General features: G+C 73.2%; 19 protein-coding genes. 9 read left to right on the forward strand and 10 right to left on the reverse strand.

Going from position 1 to position 18,106, the window contains the following annotated elements; genetic code table 11:
- Positions 1 to 49: 49 nt before the first annotated feature.
- Positions 50 to 1,354, forward strand: coding sequence for a DUF6986 family protein (locus tag J2X68_RS09305; protein ID WP_310431986.1), 1,305 nt, complete (start codon positions 50 to 52; stop codon positions 1,352 to 1,354).
- 147 nt (positions 1,355 to 1,501) lie between these two features.
- Here J2X68_RS09305 and J2X68_RS09310 read toward each other — a convergent pair whose 3' ends face one another.
- The 3 genes from J2X68_RS09310 to J2X68_RS09320 form a co-directional block, all read right to left on the reverse strand.
- The gene (locus tag J2X68_RS09310) at positions 1,502 to 1,891 is read right to left on the reverse strand and encodes a VOC family protein (protein ID WP_310431987.1); all 390 of its coding nucleotides are present in this window, start codon (positions 1,889 to 1,891) and stop codon (positions 1,502 to 1,504) included.
- Between the two features lie 86 nt (positions 1,892 to 1,977).
- A complete protein-coding gene (locus J2X68_RS09315; protein WP_310431988.1) occupies positions 1,978 to 2,715 on the reverse strand; it encodes a hypothetical protein in 738 nt (245 codons plus the stop codon).
- 6 nt (positions 2,716 to 2,721) lie between these two features.
- A complete protein-coding gene (locus tag J2X68_RS09320; RefSeq protein ID WP_310431989.1) occupies positions 2,722 to 3,759 on the reverse strand; it encodes a LacI family DNA-binding transcriptional regulator in 1,038 nt (345 codons plus the stop codon).
- A gap of 233 nt (positions 3,760 to 3,992) precedes the next feature.
- Here J2X68_RS09320 and J2X68_RS09325 point away from each other — a divergent pair, with 233 nt between their 5' ends.
- Complete coding sequence (locus J2X68_RS09325; protein ID WP_310431990.1) at positions 3,993 to 4,952, forward strand: ROK family protein; 960 nt, start codon at positions 3,993 to 3,995, stop codon at positions 4,950 to 4,952.
- Positions 4,953 to 5,047: 95 nt separating this feature from the next.
- Here J2X68_RS09325 and J2X68_RS09330 read toward each other — a convergent pair whose 3' ends face one another.
- Entirely contained in the window at positions 5,048 to 5,182 is a 135-nt protein-coding gene (locus tag J2X68_RS09330; protein ID WP_310431991.1) for a hypothetical protein, read from the reverse strand.
- A gap of 117 nt (positions 5,183 to 5,299) precedes the next feature.
- On the opposite strand from J2X68_RS09330, the gene J2X68_RS09335 reads away from it, so the two are divergent.
- Complete coding sequence (locus tag J2X68_RS09335) at positions 5,300 to 5,494, forward strand: hypothetical protein (RefSeq protein ID WP_310431992.1); 195 nt, start codon at positions 5,300 to 5,302, stop codon at positions 5,492 to 5,494.
- 151 nt (positions 5,495 to 5,645) lie between these two features.
- Positions 5,646 to 6,689 carry an NUDIX domain-containing protein gene (locus J2X68_RS09340; RefSeq protein ID WP_310431993.1) on the forward strand — a complete coding sequence of 348 codons (1,044 nt, stop codon included), beginning with the start codon at positions 5,646 to 5,648 and terminating at the stop codon, positions 6,687 to 6,689.
- 319 nt (positions 6,690 to 7,008) lie between these two features.
- On the opposite strand, the gene J2X68_RS09345 is transcribed toward J2X68_RS09340, so the two are convergent.
- Positions 7,009 to 8,364, reverse strand: a complete 1,356-nt coding sequence (locus J2X68_RS09345) for a dipeptidase (protein ID WP_310431994.1) — start codon at positions 8,362 to 8,364, stop codon at positions 7,009 to 7,011.
- Between the two features lie 193 nt (positions 8,365 to 8,557).
- Between J2X68_RS09345 and J2X68_RS09350 the strand changes: the two genes are divergently transcribed.
- On the forward strand, positions 8,558 to 9,829 hold the full coding sequence (locus tag J2X68_RS09350; RefSeq protein ID WP_310431995.1) for a geranylgeranyl reductase family protein: 1,272 nt from the start codon (positions 8,558 to 8,560) through the stop codon (positions 9,827 to 9,829).
- Between the two features lie 15 nt (positions 9,830 to 9,844).
- On the opposite strand, the gene J2X68_RS09355 is transcribed toward J2X68_RS09350, so the two are convergent.
- Positions 9,845 to 10,300 carry a nitroreductase family deazaflavin-dependent oxidoreductase gene (locus J2X68_RS09355; protein WP_310431996.1) on the reverse strand — a complete coding sequence of 152 codons (456 nt, stop codon included), beginning with the start codon at positions 10,298 to 10,300 and terminating at the stop codon, positions 9,845 to 9,847.
- A gap of 154 nt (positions 10,301 to 10,454) precedes the next feature.
- On the opposite strand from J2X68_RS09355, the gene J2X68_RS09360 reads away from it, so the two are divergent.
- The 3 genes from J2X68_RS09360 (at position 10,455) to J2X68_RS09370 (ending at position 13,503) form a co-directional block, all read left to right on the forward strand.
- The gene (locus tag J2X68_RS09360) at positions 10,455 to 11,144 is read left to right on the forward strand and encodes a TetR/AcrR family transcriptional regulator (protein WP_310431997.1); all 690 of its coding nucleotides are present in this window, start codon (positions 10,455 to 10,457) and stop codon (positions 11,142 to 11,144) included.
- Positions 11,145 to 11,429: 285 nt separating this feature from the next.
- Positions 11,430 to 12,692, forward strand: a complete 1,263-nt coding sequence (locus tag J2X68_RS09365) for a histidine kinase (RefSeq protein ID WP_310431998.1) — start codon at positions 11,430 to 11,432, stop codon at positions 12,690 to 12,692.
- 145 nt (positions 12,693 to 12,837) lie between these two features.
- A complete protein-coding gene (locus tag J2X68_RS09370) occupies positions 12,838 to 13,503 on the forward strand; it encodes a response regulator transcription factor (protein WP_310431999.1) in 666 nt (221 codons plus the stop codon).
- Here J2X68_RS09370 and J2X68_RS09375 read toward each other — a convergent pair.
- Both J2X68_RS09375 and J2X68_RS09380 read right to left on the reverse strand, forming a co-directional pair.
- Positions 13,464 to 13,748, reverse strand: coding sequence for a DUF6332 family protein (locus J2X68_RS09375; RefSeq protein ID WP_310432000.1), 285 nt, complete (start codon positions 13,746 to 13,748; stop codon positions 13,464 to 13,466). The two genes, J2X68_RS09370 and J2X68_RS09375, sit on opposite strands and share 40 nt — an antisense overlap.
- 101 nt (positions 13,749 to 13,849) lie before the next feature.
- The gene (locus J2X68_RS09380; RefSeq protein WP_310432001.1) at positions 13,850 to 15,340 is read right to left on the reverse strand and encodes an MFS transporter; all 1,491 of its coding nucleotides are present in this window, start codon (positions 15,338 to 15,340) and stop codon (positions 13,850 to 13,852) included.
- 86 nt (positions 15,341 to 15,426) lie between these two features.
- Between J2X68_RS09380 and J2X68_RS09385 the strand changes: the two genes are divergently transcribed.
- Positions 15,427 to 15,831, forward strand: coding sequence for a MarR family transcriptional regulator (locus J2X68_RS09385; protein WP_310432002.1), 405 nt, complete (start codon positions 15,427 to 15,429; stop codon positions 15,829 to 15,831).
- Positions 15,832 to 16,041: 210 nt separating this feature from the next.
- On the opposite strand, the gene J2X68_RS09390 is transcribed toward J2X68_RS09385, so the two are convergent.
- The gene (locus J2X68_RS09390; protein ID WP_310432003.1) at positions 16,042 to 16,788 is read right to left on the reverse strand and encodes a maleylpyruvate isomerase family mycothiol-dependent enzyme; all 747 of its coding nucleotides are present in this window, start codon (positions 16,786 to 16,788) and stop codon (positions 16,042 to 16,044) included.
- Between the two features lie 50 nt (positions 16,789 to 16,838).
- Positions 16,839 to 18,029 carry an MFS transporter gene (locus J2X68_RS09395; protein ID WP_310432004.1) on the reverse strand — a complete coding sequence of 397 codons (1,191 nt, stop codon included), beginning with the start codon at positions 18,027 to 18,029 and terminating at the stop codon, positions 16,839 to 16,841.
- Between the last annotated feature and the right edge of the window lie 77 nt (positions 18,030 to 18,106).

Below are 18,106 nucleotides of genomic sequence, written 5' to 3' on the forward strand. Positions count from 1 at the left end.
CATTCAACGGATTGTTGATTCCGTACAGCGGAAAAACGGAGGGTGTGGAATGGGCCAGGGCCAGCAGGAGACGGTCACGACGAGCCTCGCGAGCGCCGTCAGCGAGGAGATCAGCGCCTCCCTCGCCCCGGTCGACGCCGAACTCGACCGCCGCTACCCCGGCGACCCCGGCACCCGGCAGCCCGTCCACACCGTCTACGTCCCCGGCGACGCCTTCGACGCCGACACCATCCGCTCCTGGGGCGACCGGGCCCTCGCCGCCCTCGACGAACACGCCCCCGACGCGGACTCCTTCGCCGCCTGTCTCGGCCTCTCCGAGGACCTCGCCGAGCCCGTGTACGCCCGGGTGCGGGCCAAGCTGGAACGTGAGCCCGTCGAGGACCTGCGCGTCGACTTCGAGGACGGTTACGGCCCCCGCCCGGACGCCGAGGAGGACGCGGCGGCCGCCCGCGCGGCCCGGCTGATCGCGGAGGCGGCCGCGAAGGGCACCGCGGCCCCCTACATGGGCATCCGCATGAAGTGCATGGAGGCCGCGGTGCGCGACCGGGGCATCCGCACCCTCGACGTCTTCCTCACCGGCCTGATGGAGAACGGCGGCCTGCCCGACGGCCTGGTCCTGACCCTCCCCAAGGTGACCTATCCGGAGCAGGTCACCGCGATGGTCCGGCTCCTGGAGGCCTTCGAGCGGGCCCGCGGCCTCGACGCCGGACGGCTCGGTTTCGAGATCCAGATCGAGACCAGCCAGTCGATCCTCGCCACCGACGGCACCGCGACCGTCGCCCGCATGATCCAGGCGTCCCGGGGCCGCGCCACCGGCCTCCACTACGGCACCTTCGACTACAGCGCCTGCCTCGGCGTCTCCGCCGCCCACCAGGCCTCCGACCACCCCGCCGCCGACCACGCCAAGGCGGTCATGCAGGTCGCGGCGGCCGGCACCGGGGTGCGCGTCTCGGACGGCTCCACGAACGTGCTGCCGGTCGGCCCGACCGGCCAGGTGCACGACGCCTGGCGGCTGCACTACGGACTCGTCCGCCGCGCCCTGTCCCGCGCCTACTACCAGGGCTGGGACATGCACCCCGGCCACCTCCCCACCCGCTACGCGGCCGTCTTCGCCTTCTACCGGGAGGGCTTCGCCCAGGCCGCGGAGCGGCTCGCCCGGTACGCGAACCGGGCCGGCGGCGACGTGATGGACGAGCCCGCGACCGCCAAGGCCCTCAGCGGCTACCTGCTGCGCGGCCTCGACTGCGGCGCCCTCGACCTCGACGAGGTGACCGGCGCGACCGGGCTCGGCCGGGCGGCCCTGGAGGGGTTCGCGACGCCGCGCCGGGGCGACCTGACGGCCTCCGGGCAGTAGGGGCTAGGGGCGGCGGCCGGCGCTCGGTGCACCCGGGCGCCCGCCGGTCCGGTGGGCGGGCCGGCGGGGCGGCGACCACCGCCGAGGCCCCGGGGCGCTCGCCGATACCGCGCAACCCCCGCCCCACCGGCCTTCGTTCAGCGGCGGCTACCGCTGCGGCAGCTCGTACGGCCGCGTGATGATCTCCATGCCGTGCCCGGCAGGATCCATGAAGTACACGCCCCGGCCGCCGTGGTGATGGTTGATCTCGCCCGGCTGCCTGCCGTGCGGATCGGCGAAGTAGGTGATCCCCGCCCGCTCGATCCGCTCGAAGGCCGCGTCGAACTCCTCGTCCGAGACGAGGAACGCGTAGTGCTGCATGACGATCGACTCCGCCGGGACGGCGGCGAAGTCCAGGGTGACGCCGTTGCTCGTGCTCACCGGGACGAACGGGCCCCACTCGGGGCCGACTTCGAGTCCCAGGATGTGCGCGAGGAACTCGGCGGACTCCCGGTTGTCACGGGAGTGGACGATGGTGTGGTTCAGCTCGACTGACATGTGTGGAATGCCTCCGTAAGGCAAACTCACGGGCACCTCCATGCCTCACCCGGCCGGTGACCGACACGCGATGCCGTGCGATCACTTTATCGGACGTGCAGGTGCTCCAGGCCGGACGCGGTCACCAGGTTCTCTTCCGCGAACAGCAGGGTCCCCTGCGCGCACCGCCCCGCGTCGGCCCGTGCGCGGGCGCAGAACTCCTCCGGGGTCGCGCCGAACAGCCGCCGCAACGCCACTGAACGCGCGAGGAGTTCGGTGATCAGGGCACGCTGTCCCGGATGGCCGCGCGGGATGCCGTCGCCGTTGTGCAGTACGCCGTGATGGTTCACGTACGCGCATGCGTCGAGGAGGGCCTCGCCGTTCTCCAGCTCGACCCGGAAACCCGGCGCGGGCAGCAGCACCCGGTCGTAGTTCGGCTCCGTCGCGTCGATCAGGGCGAGCTGTTCCGGGTCCAGCCAGATGACGAACAGCTCCCGGGTGACGCCCGGTGCGCCGATCGGGGACGCGGACACGTAGCCGAGGTGGCTGACATGCGCCGAGACGCCGACGTCGAGGCCCGTCACCCGGGCCTTCACCATGGGGATGGGGGACGTGACCCCGCACGCGGCCATCTTGTGCCGCAGTTGGGCGGGGCTGGCGTTGGAACCGACGGCCACGACCGGAGTGCGGCCGGGATGCGTCAGCCGGTCCAGCGGCAGCAGCTCGTCCCCGCGCAGCAACCCGGACTCGGCGGGCCAGGCGCCGGGATAGCTCAGCGGGTGGTCGCGCGGTGCGTCGGCCAGGCCCAGGGCCCGAAGCGTGCGGTGTTCGTCGCGTCCGTCCACGGCGCCTCAGTCGGCCGGCGGCAGCTCGCCCGAGCCGCGCCTGACGAGCCGGGTCGGCAGTTCGATGCGCTCGGGGGTGATCAGCGTGCCGTCCAGCTGCCCGAACAGGCGCTCCGCGGCCGTACGGCCCAGCGTGGCCGCGTCCTGGGCGACCACCGTGACCCCCGGCTGGAGCAGGTCGGCGAGCTCCAGGTCGTCGAAGGCCACCAGGGCGACCCGCCGGGCCTGCTCGGCGAGCACCCGGATCACGGTGACCGTCACCCGGTTGTTGCCCGAGAAGATCGCCGTGACCGGCGCGGGCCCGGACAGCATCTCCTCCGCCGCGCGGCGCACCCGCAGGGGATCGGTCGCGCCCAGCGACATCCAGGCGTCCTCGACCGGTATGCCCGCGTCCTCCATCGCCGCCCGGTAGCCGCGCAGCCGCTCGGCGGCGGTGTGGATGCGGGGCATGTCGCCGATGAAGCCGATCCGGCGGTGCCCGTGCGCGACCAGATGGGTCACACCCTCGCGGGCGCCGCCGAAGTTGTCCGACAGGACGCAGTCGGCGTCGATCTGCCCGGCCGGCCGGTCCACGAACACCGTGGCCACGCCCGCCTTGATCTCCGGTTCCAGATAGCGGTGGTCGTCACCGGCCGGGATCACCACCAGGCCGTCCACCCGGCGCGCGCACAGCGCCAGCGCCAGCTCCTGCTCCCGGTCCGGGTCCTCGGCGCTGGAGCCGTTGATGAGCAGCGCGCCGTGGGCGCGGGCGACCTCCTCCACCGCGCGGCTGAGCGGTCCGTAGAACGGGTCGGCGAGGTCCTCCAGGACCAGCCCGATGCTGGCCGTGCTGCCCTTGCGCAGCACCCGGGCGCTGTCGTTGCGGCGGAAGCCGAGCGCGTCGATGGCCTCCTGGACGCGGCGTTCCGTCTCCGGCGTGACGCCCGGCTCGCCGTTCACCACGCGGGAGACCGTCTTGAGGCCGACTCCGGCGCGAGCGGCGACGTCCTTCATGGTGGGACGGTTGCCGTAGCGGCTCTCGGGCCGGCGCTGCGTCTCGGGCACGATGCTGTGTCCTGTCCTGTCGTCCACGGGAGGTCGGCCATGCACGCCGTCCACAAGATGTTGCGCACGGGGATGCGTGGGTCCCAGGGTGTGTATGAGGATGTGGCGTCGAGCATAGAGCCTGGACAACGTTGTCAGATGCGGGAGAGACTGTCCACCGCATCTCCGGCCCGCGTCCCCCAATCGCTGGACCGGCCAGCCCATTCCATGGTGGACCGGGAGAAACCAGACTGATGTACACCGACCTCGTGGCCGCGCTCGACATCGGCGGCACCAAGATCGCCGGAGCGCTGGTGGACGGCGACGGCACGATCCTGGCCCGCGCGCAGCGCCCCACGCCCGCCCAGGAGGACGGCGACACCGTGATGCGGGCCGTCGCGGAGACGCTGGCGGAACTGACCGCGGCTCCGCTGTGGGGGCGGGTCAGAGCCGTCGGCATCGGCAGCGCGGGCCCGGTGGATGCCTCGACGGGCACCGTCAGTCCGGTGAACGTGCCCGGCTGGCGCGGCTTTCCGCTGGTCGACCGGGTCCGGGCGGCGACGGGGAACCTCCCGGTGGAACTCATCGGCGACGGCGTGGCGATCACGGCGGCCGAACACTGGCAGGGCGCGGCCCGCGGGCACGACAACGCGCTGTGCATGGTCGTCTCCACCGGCGTCGGAGGCGGTCTGGTCCTGGGCGGCCGACTGCACCCCGGCCCCACCGGCAACGCGGGCCACATCGGCCACATCAGCGTCGAACTCGACGGGGACCTGTGCCCGTGCGGCGGACGCGGGTGCGTGGAACGCATCGCCAGCGGCCCGCACATCGCCCGCCGGGCCCTGGAGAACGGCTGGCAGCCCGGTCCCGACGGCGACACCTCCGCGGCCGCGGTGGCCGCCGCCGCCCGCGCGGGCGACGCGGTCGCCGTCGCCTCCTTCGAGCGGGCCGCCCAGGCCCTGGCCGCCGGCATCGCGGCCACCGCCACCCTCGTCGAGATCGACATCGCGGTGATCGGCGGGGGCGTCGGCAAGGCGGGCGAGGTGCTCTTCGCCCCCCTGCGCCGGGCGCTGCGCGACTACGCCACCCTCTCCTTCGTCCAGCGCCTGACCGTGACGCCCGCGCAGATGGGCACGGACGCGGGCCTGGTGGGAGCCGCGGCGGCGGCGCTGGCGGCGCACACGGGGGCCGGCGCGACGGCGGCGGGAGTCTGACCCCGGCGGGGCTGATGGAGGAACGTTCCGGCGTCGGGTCGTGCGGGCGGTGGGCGGAGCGACGTTCCGGTGTCAGGGCGACGGGTGGGGCGGGGTCACTCGACGGCGGGCCGGGCCGCCGTCCCGGAGGCCGTGGCGGCGTCCCGGCCGCTCCAGGCGGGGCGGTCGCCGAGGGCGTCGCCCGTCACCAGACCGTCCAGGGCCGCGTGGGCATGCTGCGGGCCGATCACGGGACGCTCCTCCGAACCGCCGGTGACCACGGCATGCTCGCCCCGGACGGGTCGACCGCGTGCGCGGATCGGCACGTCGGGCGTGACCCGGTGGCCGTCCGCGCCGTTGATCCCCGCATGAAGAAGCGCAGCATGCTCGCCATCGCCTCCCTCGCCACCGGCTTCGTCGTCGCGGCGATCACCCCCTCGCACGGCCTGGACGGCGCGGACCTCGACGGGCTGAACGTGGGCGACACCCTCAGCACCCTCGACCACACCATCGCCAGCGACAGCCTGGCCATCGACGACGACGCCCTGGGGCAGAACGACTGACCGACCGGGCACGGACCACGAACGCCGTGGTGTCGGCACCTCACCGCGAAGGGGGTCGGAGCCACGGCGTTCGTGCGCCCTCCAAGGGAACTGGTTTCCGTGGCAGGGTGGAGCGGGCAAGCCACAGGGGGCCAACAGAAGAGGGGGAACCGTGACCGTCGTCTGGATCAACGGCGCGTTCGGTGCGGGGAAGACCACCACCGCACGGGAATTGATCGACCTGATCCCGAACAGCACGCTCTTCGACCCCGAGGTCATCGGCGGCGCACTCCCGCACCTGCTGCCGCCCAAACGTCTCGCCGAGGTCGGCGACTTCCAGGACCTGCCGATCTGGCGACGGCTCGTGATCGACACGGCGGCCGCGTTGCTCGCGGAGCTGGGCGGCACGCTCGTCGTCCCCATGACCCTGCTGCGCCAGGAGTACCGCGACGAGATCTTCGGCGGACTCGCCGCCCGCCGTATCCCCGTCCGGCATGTGCTCCTCGCCCCGGGGGAAACGATCCTGCGCGAGCGCATAGCCGCCCGTGAGGTCCCCCCGGACCTCCCCGACGGCGAGATCCGGATCCGGCAGTGGTCCTACGACCACATCGAGCCGTACCGCGCCGCACTCGCCTCCTGGCTCACCGCCGACGCCCACCCCGTCGACAACGGGGTCCTCACTCCGCGGGAGACGGCGGCCCGGATAGCCGAGGCCGTGGGCAGCGGCGCCGTGGCCGCGTGCGACATCGTGCAGACCCCCGAGCCCACCGCCGAGACGGTGGCCGCCGGCGTCCTCCTCTTCGACGAGCAGGACCGGGTGCTGCTCGTGGACCCGACGTACAAGCCCGGCTGGGAGTTCCCCGGCGGCGTGGTGGAGCCCGGTGAGGCGCCCGCGCGCGCGGGCGTGCGCGAGGTCGAGGAGGAGACCGGGATCCGGCTGGACGCCATGCCCCGGCTGCTGGTCGTCGACTGGGAACGGCCGACCCCTCCCGCCTACGGGGGGCTGCGCCTCCTCTTCGACGGCGGACGGCTCGACGCCGCCGCCGTGGCGGGGCTGCTCCTGCCCGGCCCCGAACTGCGCGCCTGGCGCTTCGTCACGGAGGAGGAGGCGGCCGGCCTCCTGCCGCCGGTCCGCTACGAGCGGCTGCGCTGGGCGCTGCGGGCCCGCGAGCGCGGGGCGGCACTGTACCTGGAGGCGGGCGTGCCGACCGAGTGAACCCCGCTCCGGGGACGAGACCCGCCGCGGCGCCCGCGCCGGAAAGGGAACCGGCCGGCTCGCCTCACGGCACCGCCGCTCGACCCCCTCCCTCACCTCGGCGACCGGGGCACGACGGCTGACGAGCGCGGCGCTCCGCCGTCGACCACGGCCGAGGCGACCACGGCCAACTCGTCCCCGTGGCGCCGGAGACAGGCCTGCGCGCCGGGGAAGCGCGGCAGGTGCAGCCGGGGCGGGGCGGGCGGCGGGGATGTCCGTGGGACGACCGTGGAGAGGACCCCGCCGGGTGGGTGAGGCCCTCGGTCCACGGCAGTGCGGGTCAGCCGGCCGCGTAGTTGCGCAGGAACAGGGCCTCCGCCACCGCGAGCCGCTCCAACTCCTCGGGGGACACGCTCTCGTTGACCGCGTGGATCTGCGCCTCGGGCTCGCTCAGGCCGATGAGGAGGATCTCCGCCCGCGGGTAGAGGGCGGCCAGGGTGTTGCACAGCGGGATGGAGCCGCCCTGCCCCGCGTACTGCATGTCCTGGCCGGGGTAGGCGATCGCCATCGCGTCGGCCATCGCCGCGTACGCCGGGCTGGTGGTGTCGGCGCTGAACGCCTGCCCCTGACCGACCTGTTCGGTGCTCACGCGCGCGCCCCACGGCGTGTGGGCCTCCAGATGGGCCTGGAGCAGCTTCGTCGCCTCGGCCGCGTCCACGCCCGGCGGCACCCGGAGGCTGATCAGCGCACGGGCGGCCGCCTGCACGGACGGGGTCGCGCCGACGACCGGCGGGCAGTCGATGCCGAGGACGGTCACGGCGGGGCGGGCCCAGATGCGGTCGGCGACCGTGCCGGAGCCGATCAGGTCGACGCCGTCCAGCACCTTGGCGTCCTGGCGGAACTGAGCCTCGTCGTACTGGAGGCCTTCCCAGCGCGTGTCGTCGGTGAGGCCGTCGACGGTCGTGGAGCCGTCCTCGGCGCGCAGCGAGTCCAGGACGCGGATCAGCGCGCCCAGCGCGTCCGGCGCCGCCCCGCCGAACTGGCCGGAGTGCAGATTGCCCTCGAGGGTGTCGATCCGCACCCGCAGCATGGTCATGCCGCGCAGGGTGGTGGTGACGGTCGGCAGGCCCATCCGGAAGTTGCCCGCGTCGCCGATGACGACGGTGTCGGCCGCCAGCAGGTCGGGGTGCTGCTCGGCGTACCGCTCCAGACCGCCGGTGCCCTGCTCCTCGGAGCCCTCCACGATCACCTTCACGGTGACCGGAACGCCCCCGTCGGCCTTGAGGGCGCGCAGCGCGAGCAGGTGCATGATGACGCCGCCCTTGCAGTCGGCGCTGCCGCGGCCGTACCAGCGGCCGTCGCGCTCCGTCAGCTCGAACGGCGGGGTGATCCAGCCGGCCTCGTCCAGCGGCGGCTGCACGTCGTAGTGGGCGTAGAGCAGGACCGTCCTGGCACCCGCGGGGCCCGGCAGACAGCCGTACACCGACTGCGTGCCGTCCGGCGTGTCGAGCAGGGCCACGTCCTGGAAACCCTCGGCGCGCAGCGCGTCCGCGATCCAGTTCGCGGCCCCCTCGCTCTCGCTCTTGGGGAACTGGTCGAAGTCCGCCACCGACTTGAAGGCCACCAGCTCGGTGAGCTCCGCCCGTGCCCTGGGCAGCAGCGAGGCGACGGTCTCGGCGACCGAATTCGACGACATGGGCACGCTCCTTGTGGGTGCGACGTTGTACTGGTGTGTACTGGTCCGTACGGGTGACCGTGCGAGCGTACGCGCCTGCCGGGACGGGGGACGCCTACGCCGCCGATCCTCCCACAGCGGACCCTGGCGATCTCCGCCGTAGGATGCGGGGGACAGGTGCGGCAAGCGGCTTGATCAGGAGCAGTAGACCATCGTGAGCAGCGAGAACTCTCCGGCGGACGACGAGAACTCTTCGGCGGACGACGCACGGCAGGTGTGGGACGTCGTCGTGGTGGGCGCGGGCCCCGCAGGGGCTTCGGCCGCCTACGCGGCGGCGGTCACGGGACGGCGGGTGCTCTTGCTGGAGAAGGCGGAGCTGCCCCGCTACAAGACGTGCGGCGGCGGCATCATCGGCCCCTCCCGCGACGCGCTGCCACCCGGCTTCGAGTTGCCCTTCCGCGACCGGGTGCACGCGGTGACCTTCTCCAACAACGGGCGCTTCACCCGCACCCGCCGCTCCCGGCAGATGCTGTTCGGGCTGATCAACCGGCCCGAGTTCGACCAGCAGCTCGTCGAGCACGCCCAGAAGGCGGGCGCCGAGCTGCGCACCGGCGTCACCGTGCAGCGGGTCGAGCAGCACGGCTCGGCGGTGCCGGACCGGCGCACGGTCGCCGTCGTCCTCCAGGGCGGCGAGACCCTGCTGGCGCGCGCGGTGGTCGGCGCGGACGGCAGCGCGAGCCGCATAGGGGCTCATGTCGGCGTGAAGCTCGACCAGGTGGACCTCGGTCTGGAGTCGGAGATCCCGGTGCCGGACACGGTCGCCGAGGACTGGAAGGGCCGTGTCCTCATCGACTGGGGCCCGATGCCCGGCAGTTACGGCTGGGTGTTCCCCAAGGGAGACACGCTGACGGTCGGGGTCATCTCGGCGCGGGGCGAAGGCGCGGCGACCAAGCGCTATCTGGAGGACTTCATCGGGCGGCTCGGCCTCGCCGGTTTCGAGCCGAGCATCTCCTCCGGCCATCTGACCCGCTGCCGGGCCGACGACTCGCCGCTGTCGCGCGGCCGGGTGCTCGTGTGCGGTGACGCGGCGGGGCTGCTGGAGCCGTGGACCCGCGAGGGCATCTCCTTCGCGCTGCGCTCGGGCCGGCTCGCGGGCGAGTGGGCGGTCCGTGTCTCCGAGGCGCACGACGCGGTGGACGCCCGCCGCCAGGCGCTGAACTACGCCTTCGCGATCAAGGCCGGCCTCGGCGTGGAGATGAGCGTCGGCAAGCGGATGCTCAGCCTCTTCGAGCGCCGTCCCGGACTCTTCCACGCCGCCCTCACCGGTATCCGCCCCGCCTGGCGGGCGTTCACGGACATCACCCGCGGCCGGACGACCCTGGGCGAGCTCATCCGCTCGCACCCCATGGCCCAGCGGGCCCTGGCCGCGGTGGACCGGCGGCAGGCGGCGACGGCCGGGCCGGCGGCCGAGGACGGCGACTCCTGACCCGACGGGCGCGGATCACCGTCCGTTCGTGACGGTGATCCGGAACACCGGGTGGTCCGGGGCGATACGGCGCATCTCGGCGTCGGGGGAGTCCGGGCCCACCCCGTTGAAGAACACGCCGACCTCGGCCTTCCAGCGCTTGAGGTAGGCGCGCAGCAACGGCGTCTTGTCGTCGTCGGCGACCTCGACCGCCGTGAACTCGTCCACGTTCTTGCCGAGGCGCAGTTCACCACCGCCCGCCGCCCGCATGTTGTGCGTCCACTGGACGTGACCGCGCGGTGCGACGAGGTACTGCTGCCCGTCCACGGTCAGCAGGTTGACGGGGGTCGTCCGCCACTCGCCGCTCTTGCGGCCGCGGACCGCCAGCACCCGGGATCCCCACACGCTCAGACCCCGGCGGGTCAGCCAGGCCACGGCGCGGTTGAAGACGTTGACGGTGAACCAGCCGGGCTTCTGCACGTGGGTGGACATGGCCGCTGCCTCCTGTAGTGGAAAGTGTGAGCACTGCTCTCGCTCACTTCGAGTCTGCCGTAAGCGGCTGCTCCACAGCAAGAGCAGTGCTCTCTTTTTTGTGCGCCGATCGCATTCGGGTGCGGTGCTCCGCTTTCATGGGACACTGGCAGGCATGAGCAGCATCGTTCGAGGGGCACGCGCCCGCGCCAGGATCGAAGTCACCGCCGCCATCAAGGAGGAGGCCCGCAGACAGCTCGCGTCCGAGGGCGCGGCCAAGCTCTCGCTGCGAGCCGTGGCCCGTGAGCTCGGCATGGTGTCCTCCGCGCTGTACCGGTACTTCCCGAGCCGCGACGATCTGCTCACGGCGCTCATCATCGACGCCTACGACTCCCTGGGCGAGGCCGCGGAAACGGCGCACGCGGCCGTCGCCGACGCCGCTCCGGTCGAGCGCTGGGTCACGGTCGGCGAGGCGGTGCGCGGCTGGGCCCTGGCGCATCCGCAGGAGTACGCGCTGGTCTACGGCTCGCCGGTGCCCGGCTACAGCGCGCCGCAGACGACCGTCCCGGCCGCCGCCCGGGTGGGCCTGCTCCTCATCGGCATCGTCCGGGACGCGCACAGCGGCCACGCGCTGGAGGTGCCGCTCCTCACGGACGAGCTCGTTCCCGAGGCGGTCCGACTGGGGGCCGACCTCGCCCCCGACCTCCCGCCGGGGGCGGTCGCGGCGCTCGTGGCGGCGTGGGCCCAGCTGTTCGGGCTGGTCGGGTTCGAGCTGTTCGGACAGTTCAACCGGGTCGTGGAGGACCGCGAACCGTTCTTCCGGTACGCGGTCACGCGCCTCGCCCGAGACGTGGGACTCCGCTAGGCACGCAGGCGTGGTTGCTCGGCCGGGCAGGGTTGCCCGGTGAGGCCCGGTGAGGCCCGGTGAGGCCCGGTGAGGCCCGGTGAGGCCCGGTGAGGTCCAGAGCGGTCCGCTCGGCTCGGTCCGGGGAGGCCGGACGGGGCTCCCGGGTCCCATGACGCTCCACGGCGGCTGCCGGTGGCGGCCCCGCCCCTGGTCCGGGCGTCGGCGCGTACTTCCAGGGGAGTACGGCTGATCACCTCGCCCGGCGGACGTCCGGGGCGCCCGGCGGCGTCTAGCGTGGCGGACATGGAAGAAGAGCGGACGCGGGGGCGCGGCGGCCCGGGACAGTGGTGGTCGCACCGGCCGCCGCCCTGGCCGCGCCGTCGGCAGGACGGGGACGACCGGGAAGGCGGTGCGGACCCGGAGGCGCGTGCCGCGCGGTGGCCCTGGCGATCCACCGTGCTGATCACCGCCTTCGTCCTCGTCGGCTCGAACTTCGCGGCCCACGCGCAGGACGGCGAGCGGGCACCGCTCGACGGCTTCGCGCGGGTGCTGCTGGTGCTCGCGTCGGGGCTGCTGCTGTGGCGGCGGCGACACCCGGTGGCCGTCGTGTTCGGCACGGCGTCCGCGGCCGCGCTCTACCTCGGCGCCGGCTACCCGTACGGGCCGGTCTTCCTGACCGTGGCCGTGGCCTGCTTCTCCGCCGTCGTCGCAGGGCACCGGCGGGCCGCCTGGACGGCGCTCGGTCTGCTGTGGGCCGTCCACCTGCTGGTCGCGCACTGGCTGTACCGGTGGCTGCCGCCCGCGGGCGACGACCCCGCACCCTTCGGACAGGAGATCGTCGTCGCGGGATGGGCCGTGGCGATCGTGGCGATCGCGGAGCCGGCCCGGATACGGCGCGAGCAGTGGGCCCGTGAACGGGCCGAGCGTGCCCAGGCCGCCCGGCGGCGCGCCGACGAGGAACGGCTGCGGATCGCCCGCGAACTGCACGACGTCCTCGCCCACAGCCTCTCGGTGATCAACGTGCAGTCGGGCGTGGGCCTCGCGCTCCTCGACTCCGACCCGGAACAGGCGCGCAGCGCGCTCACCACCATCAAGTCCGCCAGCAAGGAGGCGCTGGGCGAGGTGCGCCAGGTGCTCGACAGCCTCCGCACACCGGGGGACGCGCCGCGCACCCCCGCACCCGGCCTGGACCGGCTGCCCGAGCTCGTGGACCAGGCGGCCCGCGCGGGACTCACGGTCGAGGTGTCCGGCCGGCCGCCCACGCTGCCGCCGCACACGGATCTCGCCGCCTTCCGCATCGTCCAGGAGGCGCTGACCAACGTCGTGCGCCACTCGGGCTCGCGGCACGCGCGCGTGCGGCTCGAACAGGCCGGCGGGACCCTTCGGCTGCGCGTCGACGACGACGGTCCGGCGACCGGCGCCGACGCGGGAGGCAGCGGCAACGGTCTCGTCGGGATGCGGGAGCGGGCCGCGGCCCTGGGTGGCACGATCGAGGCGGGACCGCGGCCCGACGGCGGCTTCCGCGTCCTCGCCCTCCTGCCCACGAAGCCCGGGGGGAACCCGTGAACGCCAATGCAGCGGGACCCGCGGACGGGGCGGGAACGGCGTACGGGGCGGAAGAGCCGGACGCGGGGCGACCTTCGACCGGGGTGGGAAAGTCCCGCGGGGCGGAACCGGCGAACGAGGGGGACCGGTGGACGAGGGAGGCACGGTGATCCGCGTACTGCTCGCCGACGACCAGTCGTTGGTCCGGGCCGGGTTCCGTGCGCTGCTGGACGCGCAGCCGGACATCGAGGTGGCGGCCGAGGCCGCCGACGGGGAGGAAGCGGTGCGCGCGGTGCGGGAACTGCGGCCCGACGTGGTGCTGATGGACATCCGGATGCCCCTGCTGGACGGGCTGGCCGCCACCCGCCGGATCACCGACGACGAGGCGCTCTCCCCGGTGAAGGTCATCATGTTGACCACCTTCGAACTCGACGAGTACGTCTTCGAGGCGATCCGCTCGGGCGCCTCCGGCTTCCTGGTCAAGGACACCGAACCGGAGGAACTCCTGCGCGCCGTGCGGGCGGTGGTCGCCGGGGACGCGCTGCTCTCGCCGGGGGTCACCCGTCGGCTCATCGCCGAGTTCGCCGCCCGCTCCAAGGAGCCCGCGGCGGCCGGCTCGCTGAGCCGGCTCACCGAGCGGGAACGGGAGGTGATGGCGCTGGTCGGGATCGGCCTGTCCAACGAGGAGATCGCCCGCAGACTGGTGGTCAGCCCGCTCACCGCCAAGACCCATGTGAGTCGCACGATGGTGAAGCTGGGCGTCCGGGACCGGGCCCAACTGGTCGTCCTGGCCTACGAGTCGGGCTTGGTCCGGCCGGGCTGGCTGGGCTGAGCAGCCGTACGCAGGCGGACGAGGACGGAGACCACCCGGACCGCGAACACCACGGGAGCGAGCACGAGGCCCGCCCACAGCAGCGACTTCTCCACCAGGTCCGGCAGTCGGAACAGCAGCGCCGGACCGGCGACCGCCCCGAAGAGCACCGCCGCCGCGAACACCGCGCTGCACAGCGCGTATCCGATCTCGACGGTGATCGCGTCCCGCTCGGCCTGTGTGCGCCGGCCCCCGTACCCGCTCATACGGCGAGTCTCACAGGTGTGCGCCCGGCGAGGCAATCGGCCCCGCCGGGCGCACTCCTGGAGGCGGCTTCCCCCTCAGGACCCGTCGGTCAGGACAGGTCCTAGTCGCGGGCCCCCACGGGCTCCGCTTCCGCCTCCGGCACGGTGGACCTGGCGATCACGACCGAGTTCCCGGCGCGTCGGGTGCGCAGTCCGGGGAGGGTGATGAGCAGCCCCACGGCGGCGACGAGCGTCACCACCGTCAGCCCGGGCCGGTAGCTGTCGAGGACGGCCTGCGGGGTGGGGTCGGCCGGGGCGCCCGCGGTCACCACCGCCGTGACCACCGCGAGGAAGATCGCGCCGCCCACCTGCACGGAGGTGTTGAGCAGCCCGGAGACCATGCCCTGCTCGTGGTCCGCCACGCCGTTGGTGGCCTGGATGTTGAGCGAGGGGAAGACCAGCGCGCAGGCCGCGCCGATCAGCAGCATGCTGGGGAGGATCACCGCCGCGTACACCGGGTCGAGATCGACGCGCAGGAACAGCGCGTAGCCGGTGACCATGAAGGCGAAGCCCGCCGCGATCAGCCGGGGAGTGCCGAACCGGTCGACGATCGAGCCCATCTTGGTAGAGGACACCGCCACCAGGGCGCCGGCCGGCAGGAAGGCGAGTGCCGTGTGCAGCGCCGACCAGCCGAGCAGCGTCTGCATGTACAGGGTGGCCAGGAACTGGAAGCCGACGTACGAGCCGAAGAAGGCCATCGCGCCGAGCTGGGCACGGATCTGGCTGCCCGAACGCAGCACGCCGAGCCGGATCAGCGGGCCGGCCGAGCGCCGCTCGACGCGGACGAAGACGGTCAGCAGGACGGCGACGGCGAGGAACGACAGCAGCGTGCGTGCGGAGGTCCAGCCGGACTCCGGTGCCTGGACCACGGTGAAGACCAGCAGCAGCATCGACGCGGTGCCGAGAACAGCGCCGGGCACGTCGTAGCCGTTGTGCTCCTTCTGGCGTTCGCTGCGCGGCAGCAGCTTCAGACCGGCCGCCAGCGCGAGCAGGGCGATCGGCGCGGGCAGCAGCATGGTGAGGCGCCAACTCGCCTCGGTGAGCAGGCCGGAGAGGACCAGGCCCATCGAGAAGCCGGTGGCGGCGCAGGTGGTGTAGATGGAGAGCGCCCGGTTGCGCAGCGGGCCCTCCGGGAACGTCGTGGTGATGATGGACAGGCCGGCCGGTGCGGTGAAGGCGGCGCTGAGGCCCTTGATGAACCGGCTCGCGATCAGCAGCGGGCCCGAGTCGACGAGCCCGCCGAGCAGTGAGGCCAGCGCGAAGACACCGAGGGCGATCAGGAAGACCTGGCGTCGGCCGAGCAGGTCGGCCGCGCGACCGCCGAGCAGGAGCAGGCCGCCGTAGCCCAGGATGTAGCCGCTGACGATCCATTGCAGGGTCGAGGTGGAAAGGCCGAGGTCGGAGCCGATGGACGGCAGGGCGACGCCGACCATCGACACGTCCAGCGCGTCCAGGAACATGGCGGCGCACAGCACCAGCAGGGTGCCCCACAGCCGCGAGGTCCAGCGGCCCTCGGCGAGCGGAGACGCGGGGGAGGGGAGCGGAGAGGTCATGGCGAAGACACTACATGCGCATGCATCGAATGCAAACGCATTTAATTCCGATGCAATAATTGTGGTTCTCTGCTACGGTGCGGCCCATGGCGGCTAAGAAGGGTGAGGCCGAGGCCGAGCAGGCGCTCGTGGAACAGTGGCGCGACATGCTGGCGCTGCACGCGCGAACCCAGTGCGAACTCGACCGGGCGCTGCACCGACACGGCCTGTGCGGAAGCGACTTCGAGGTGCTGGACGTCCTGGCGGAGTCGGCGGCGCCGGACGGCTCGTGCAGCTATCGCGTCCAGGAGATCGCCGAGCGGGTGCATCTCAGTCAGAGCGCGCTGTCGCGGCTCGTCGCGCGGCTGGAGAAGGACGGCCTGGTCGAGCGCGGCATGTGCGCGGAGGACCGCAGAGGCGTCCGGGTGGCGCTCACCGGAAAGGGACGCGCGCTGCACGGCGACGTAAGGCCGGTGCAGCGCGCGGTGTTGACCCGGATGCTGACCGACTGACCGACTGACCGACTGACCGACTGACGGGCTGACGGGCTGACCCGCCGCGGCGGCCGGTCGGTCGGTCGACAAGGCTCTGCGGCTGAAGTCGGCCCGTCGGTCGACGGCAGTCTGGCCGTCTGCCGTCTGCCGTCTGCCGTCTGCGTCAGCCGTCCGCCGTCTTGTGGTGGTGTGTCAGTTCCTGGCGGCCTGTCAGAACGGTCCTGGTGGTCAGCCGATGGCGGACTTCTCCCGCCACAGCGCCGCCAGCGCGGTGTCCCCGGTCACGGCGGGGAGCGGCAGCCGGTTCCACAACGACAGGTAGAGCAGTGCCGCGCGGCCGGACACCTCGCAGTCGGCGTCCCCTTCGCCGTTCCGCTCCGTCACGGGCGGCTCCGTCGACAGACGTACGGTCCACACGGCGTCGGCCGTGTCCGTCGCCCGTACCCGCAGCACCCGGGGCCGGTCCGTGCGTACGCGGCTCTTCTCGCGCGCGTGGAATCCGCGCAGCAGCTCGTCGATGCCGTCCGCCGCGAAATCGGCGGTGAGGTCCCGGGCGGCCTCCTCGGGTGTGCGGCCTCGGGCCGCTTCGGCGTCCACGCGGTGCACGGCCGTCTCGTGCGCCTGCCGCCTGGCCCAGAAGGCGAGCGGTGACGGCGCGGGCAGGAAATGCCAGCACCGCAGCTCGGGCGGCGCGCAGGACAGGGTGTCGACGAGCCGCAGGTGGCCCTCGCGGAACCAGTTCAGCAGCGCGTCGCCGTCGAGCTCGGGCGGTTCGCCGAAGGGGTGGAACGAGGGGTCGCGCTCGGCCACGAACGACGTCGCCCAGCGGTGCACCGTGCCCGTGTGCCGCAGCAGGTCCCTGACCTGCCACTCCGGACAGGTAGGCACCTTCGCGTCGGGGCCCGCTTCCGCCGCCGCGGCGGCGAGCGACCGGCCCTCTTGGTCCAGGGCGTGGATGAACTCGGCAGTTTCCATGTGGGGGAGTGTGCCGGATGCCGCGCGGTCGAGGGGAGGGGCGGTGGTCGTCATCCGGCGGTCGCCCGGCGGGTGGCGAAGCCGATCGCCGCGGCCACCCCGGCCAGCACGGCCACGCTGGTGAGGGCTGCGGGCAGGGAGAACCAGTCGGCCATGAAACCGATGGCGGGCGGACCCAGCAGCATGCCGCCGTAGCCGAGCGTCGAGGCGGTGGCGACGCCGCTCGGGCCGGCCAGGGAGCCCGCGCGTTCGACGGCCACCGGGAAGAGGTTGGCCAGTCCGAGTCCGGCGATCGAGTAGCCGAGGAGCGCCGCCCACAGAGCCGGGGCGAGGGCGCCGAGCAGCATCCCGGCGGCCGCGACCCCGCCGCCGATCACCACCGTACGGGTGCGGCCGAGCCGTTCGAGGAGGGTGGTGCCGGTGAGCCGGCCGACCGTCATCGCGAGTGCGAAGCACGAGTACCCGGCCGCGGCGGCCCCGGCGGAGGCCGCCAGATCCTGGCGCAGATGCAGGGCGCCCCAGTCGGCGAGGGCGCCTTCGCCGTAGGCGGTGCAGAGGGCGATCAGACCGAAGACGACCACGAGACGACGGGTGCGGGGCGTCGCTCGGTGCGGAGCCGATTTCCCCGGCGTCGGCTTCTCGGGCCCGGCAGTGGAGTGCTCGGCCGGTCTCGGCGGTTCCAGCCGGAGCAGCGTGGGTGCCGTGAGCGCGGTGACGAGCAGGCCGATGATCCCGAGGCCCAGCAGGTGGCGGGTGGGGGACAGCGACCCCGCGACCAGCCCGCCGAGACCGGCGCCGATCATGCCCCCCAGGCTGAAGGCCGCGTGGAAGGTGGGCATGACCGGCCTGCGCAGCGCCGCGACCAGGTCGACGGCGGCGCTGTTGAAGGCGACGTTGATGCTCCCGTACGCCGCGCCGAACAGCAGCAGGACGGCGCCGAGCGCGGCGGCGGAGTGGGTGAGCGGAGGAAGCGTGACGCTGAGGGAGAGCAGCACCGCGCAGACCACGGTGACCGGGTGACTGCCGTACCGGCCGCACAGGCGCCCGGTGAACATCATCGTGATCACCGCGCCCGCGGAGACGCCGAGGAGTGCGAGACCGAGGGTGCTGGGGGAGGCGCCGGTCTGCTCCTTGATGGCGGGGATCCGGACGACCCATCCGGCGAAGACGAAGCCGTCGAGGGCGAAGAACGTGGTCAGGGCGACGCGGAGCCGGACGAGGTCCTTGTCGTGACCCGGCACCGCGTCGCGTGTTCGGATTTTGTTTATTTGCGGCACAAAATCAGGCTAGGTGGTTGTTCGAAGCTGAACAAGACCAC

Source organism: Streptomyces sp. 3330 (genome assembly GCF_031456635.1).
Classification (GTDB): Bacteria; Actinomycetota; Actinomycetes; order Streptomycetales; family Streptomycetaceae; genus Streptomyces.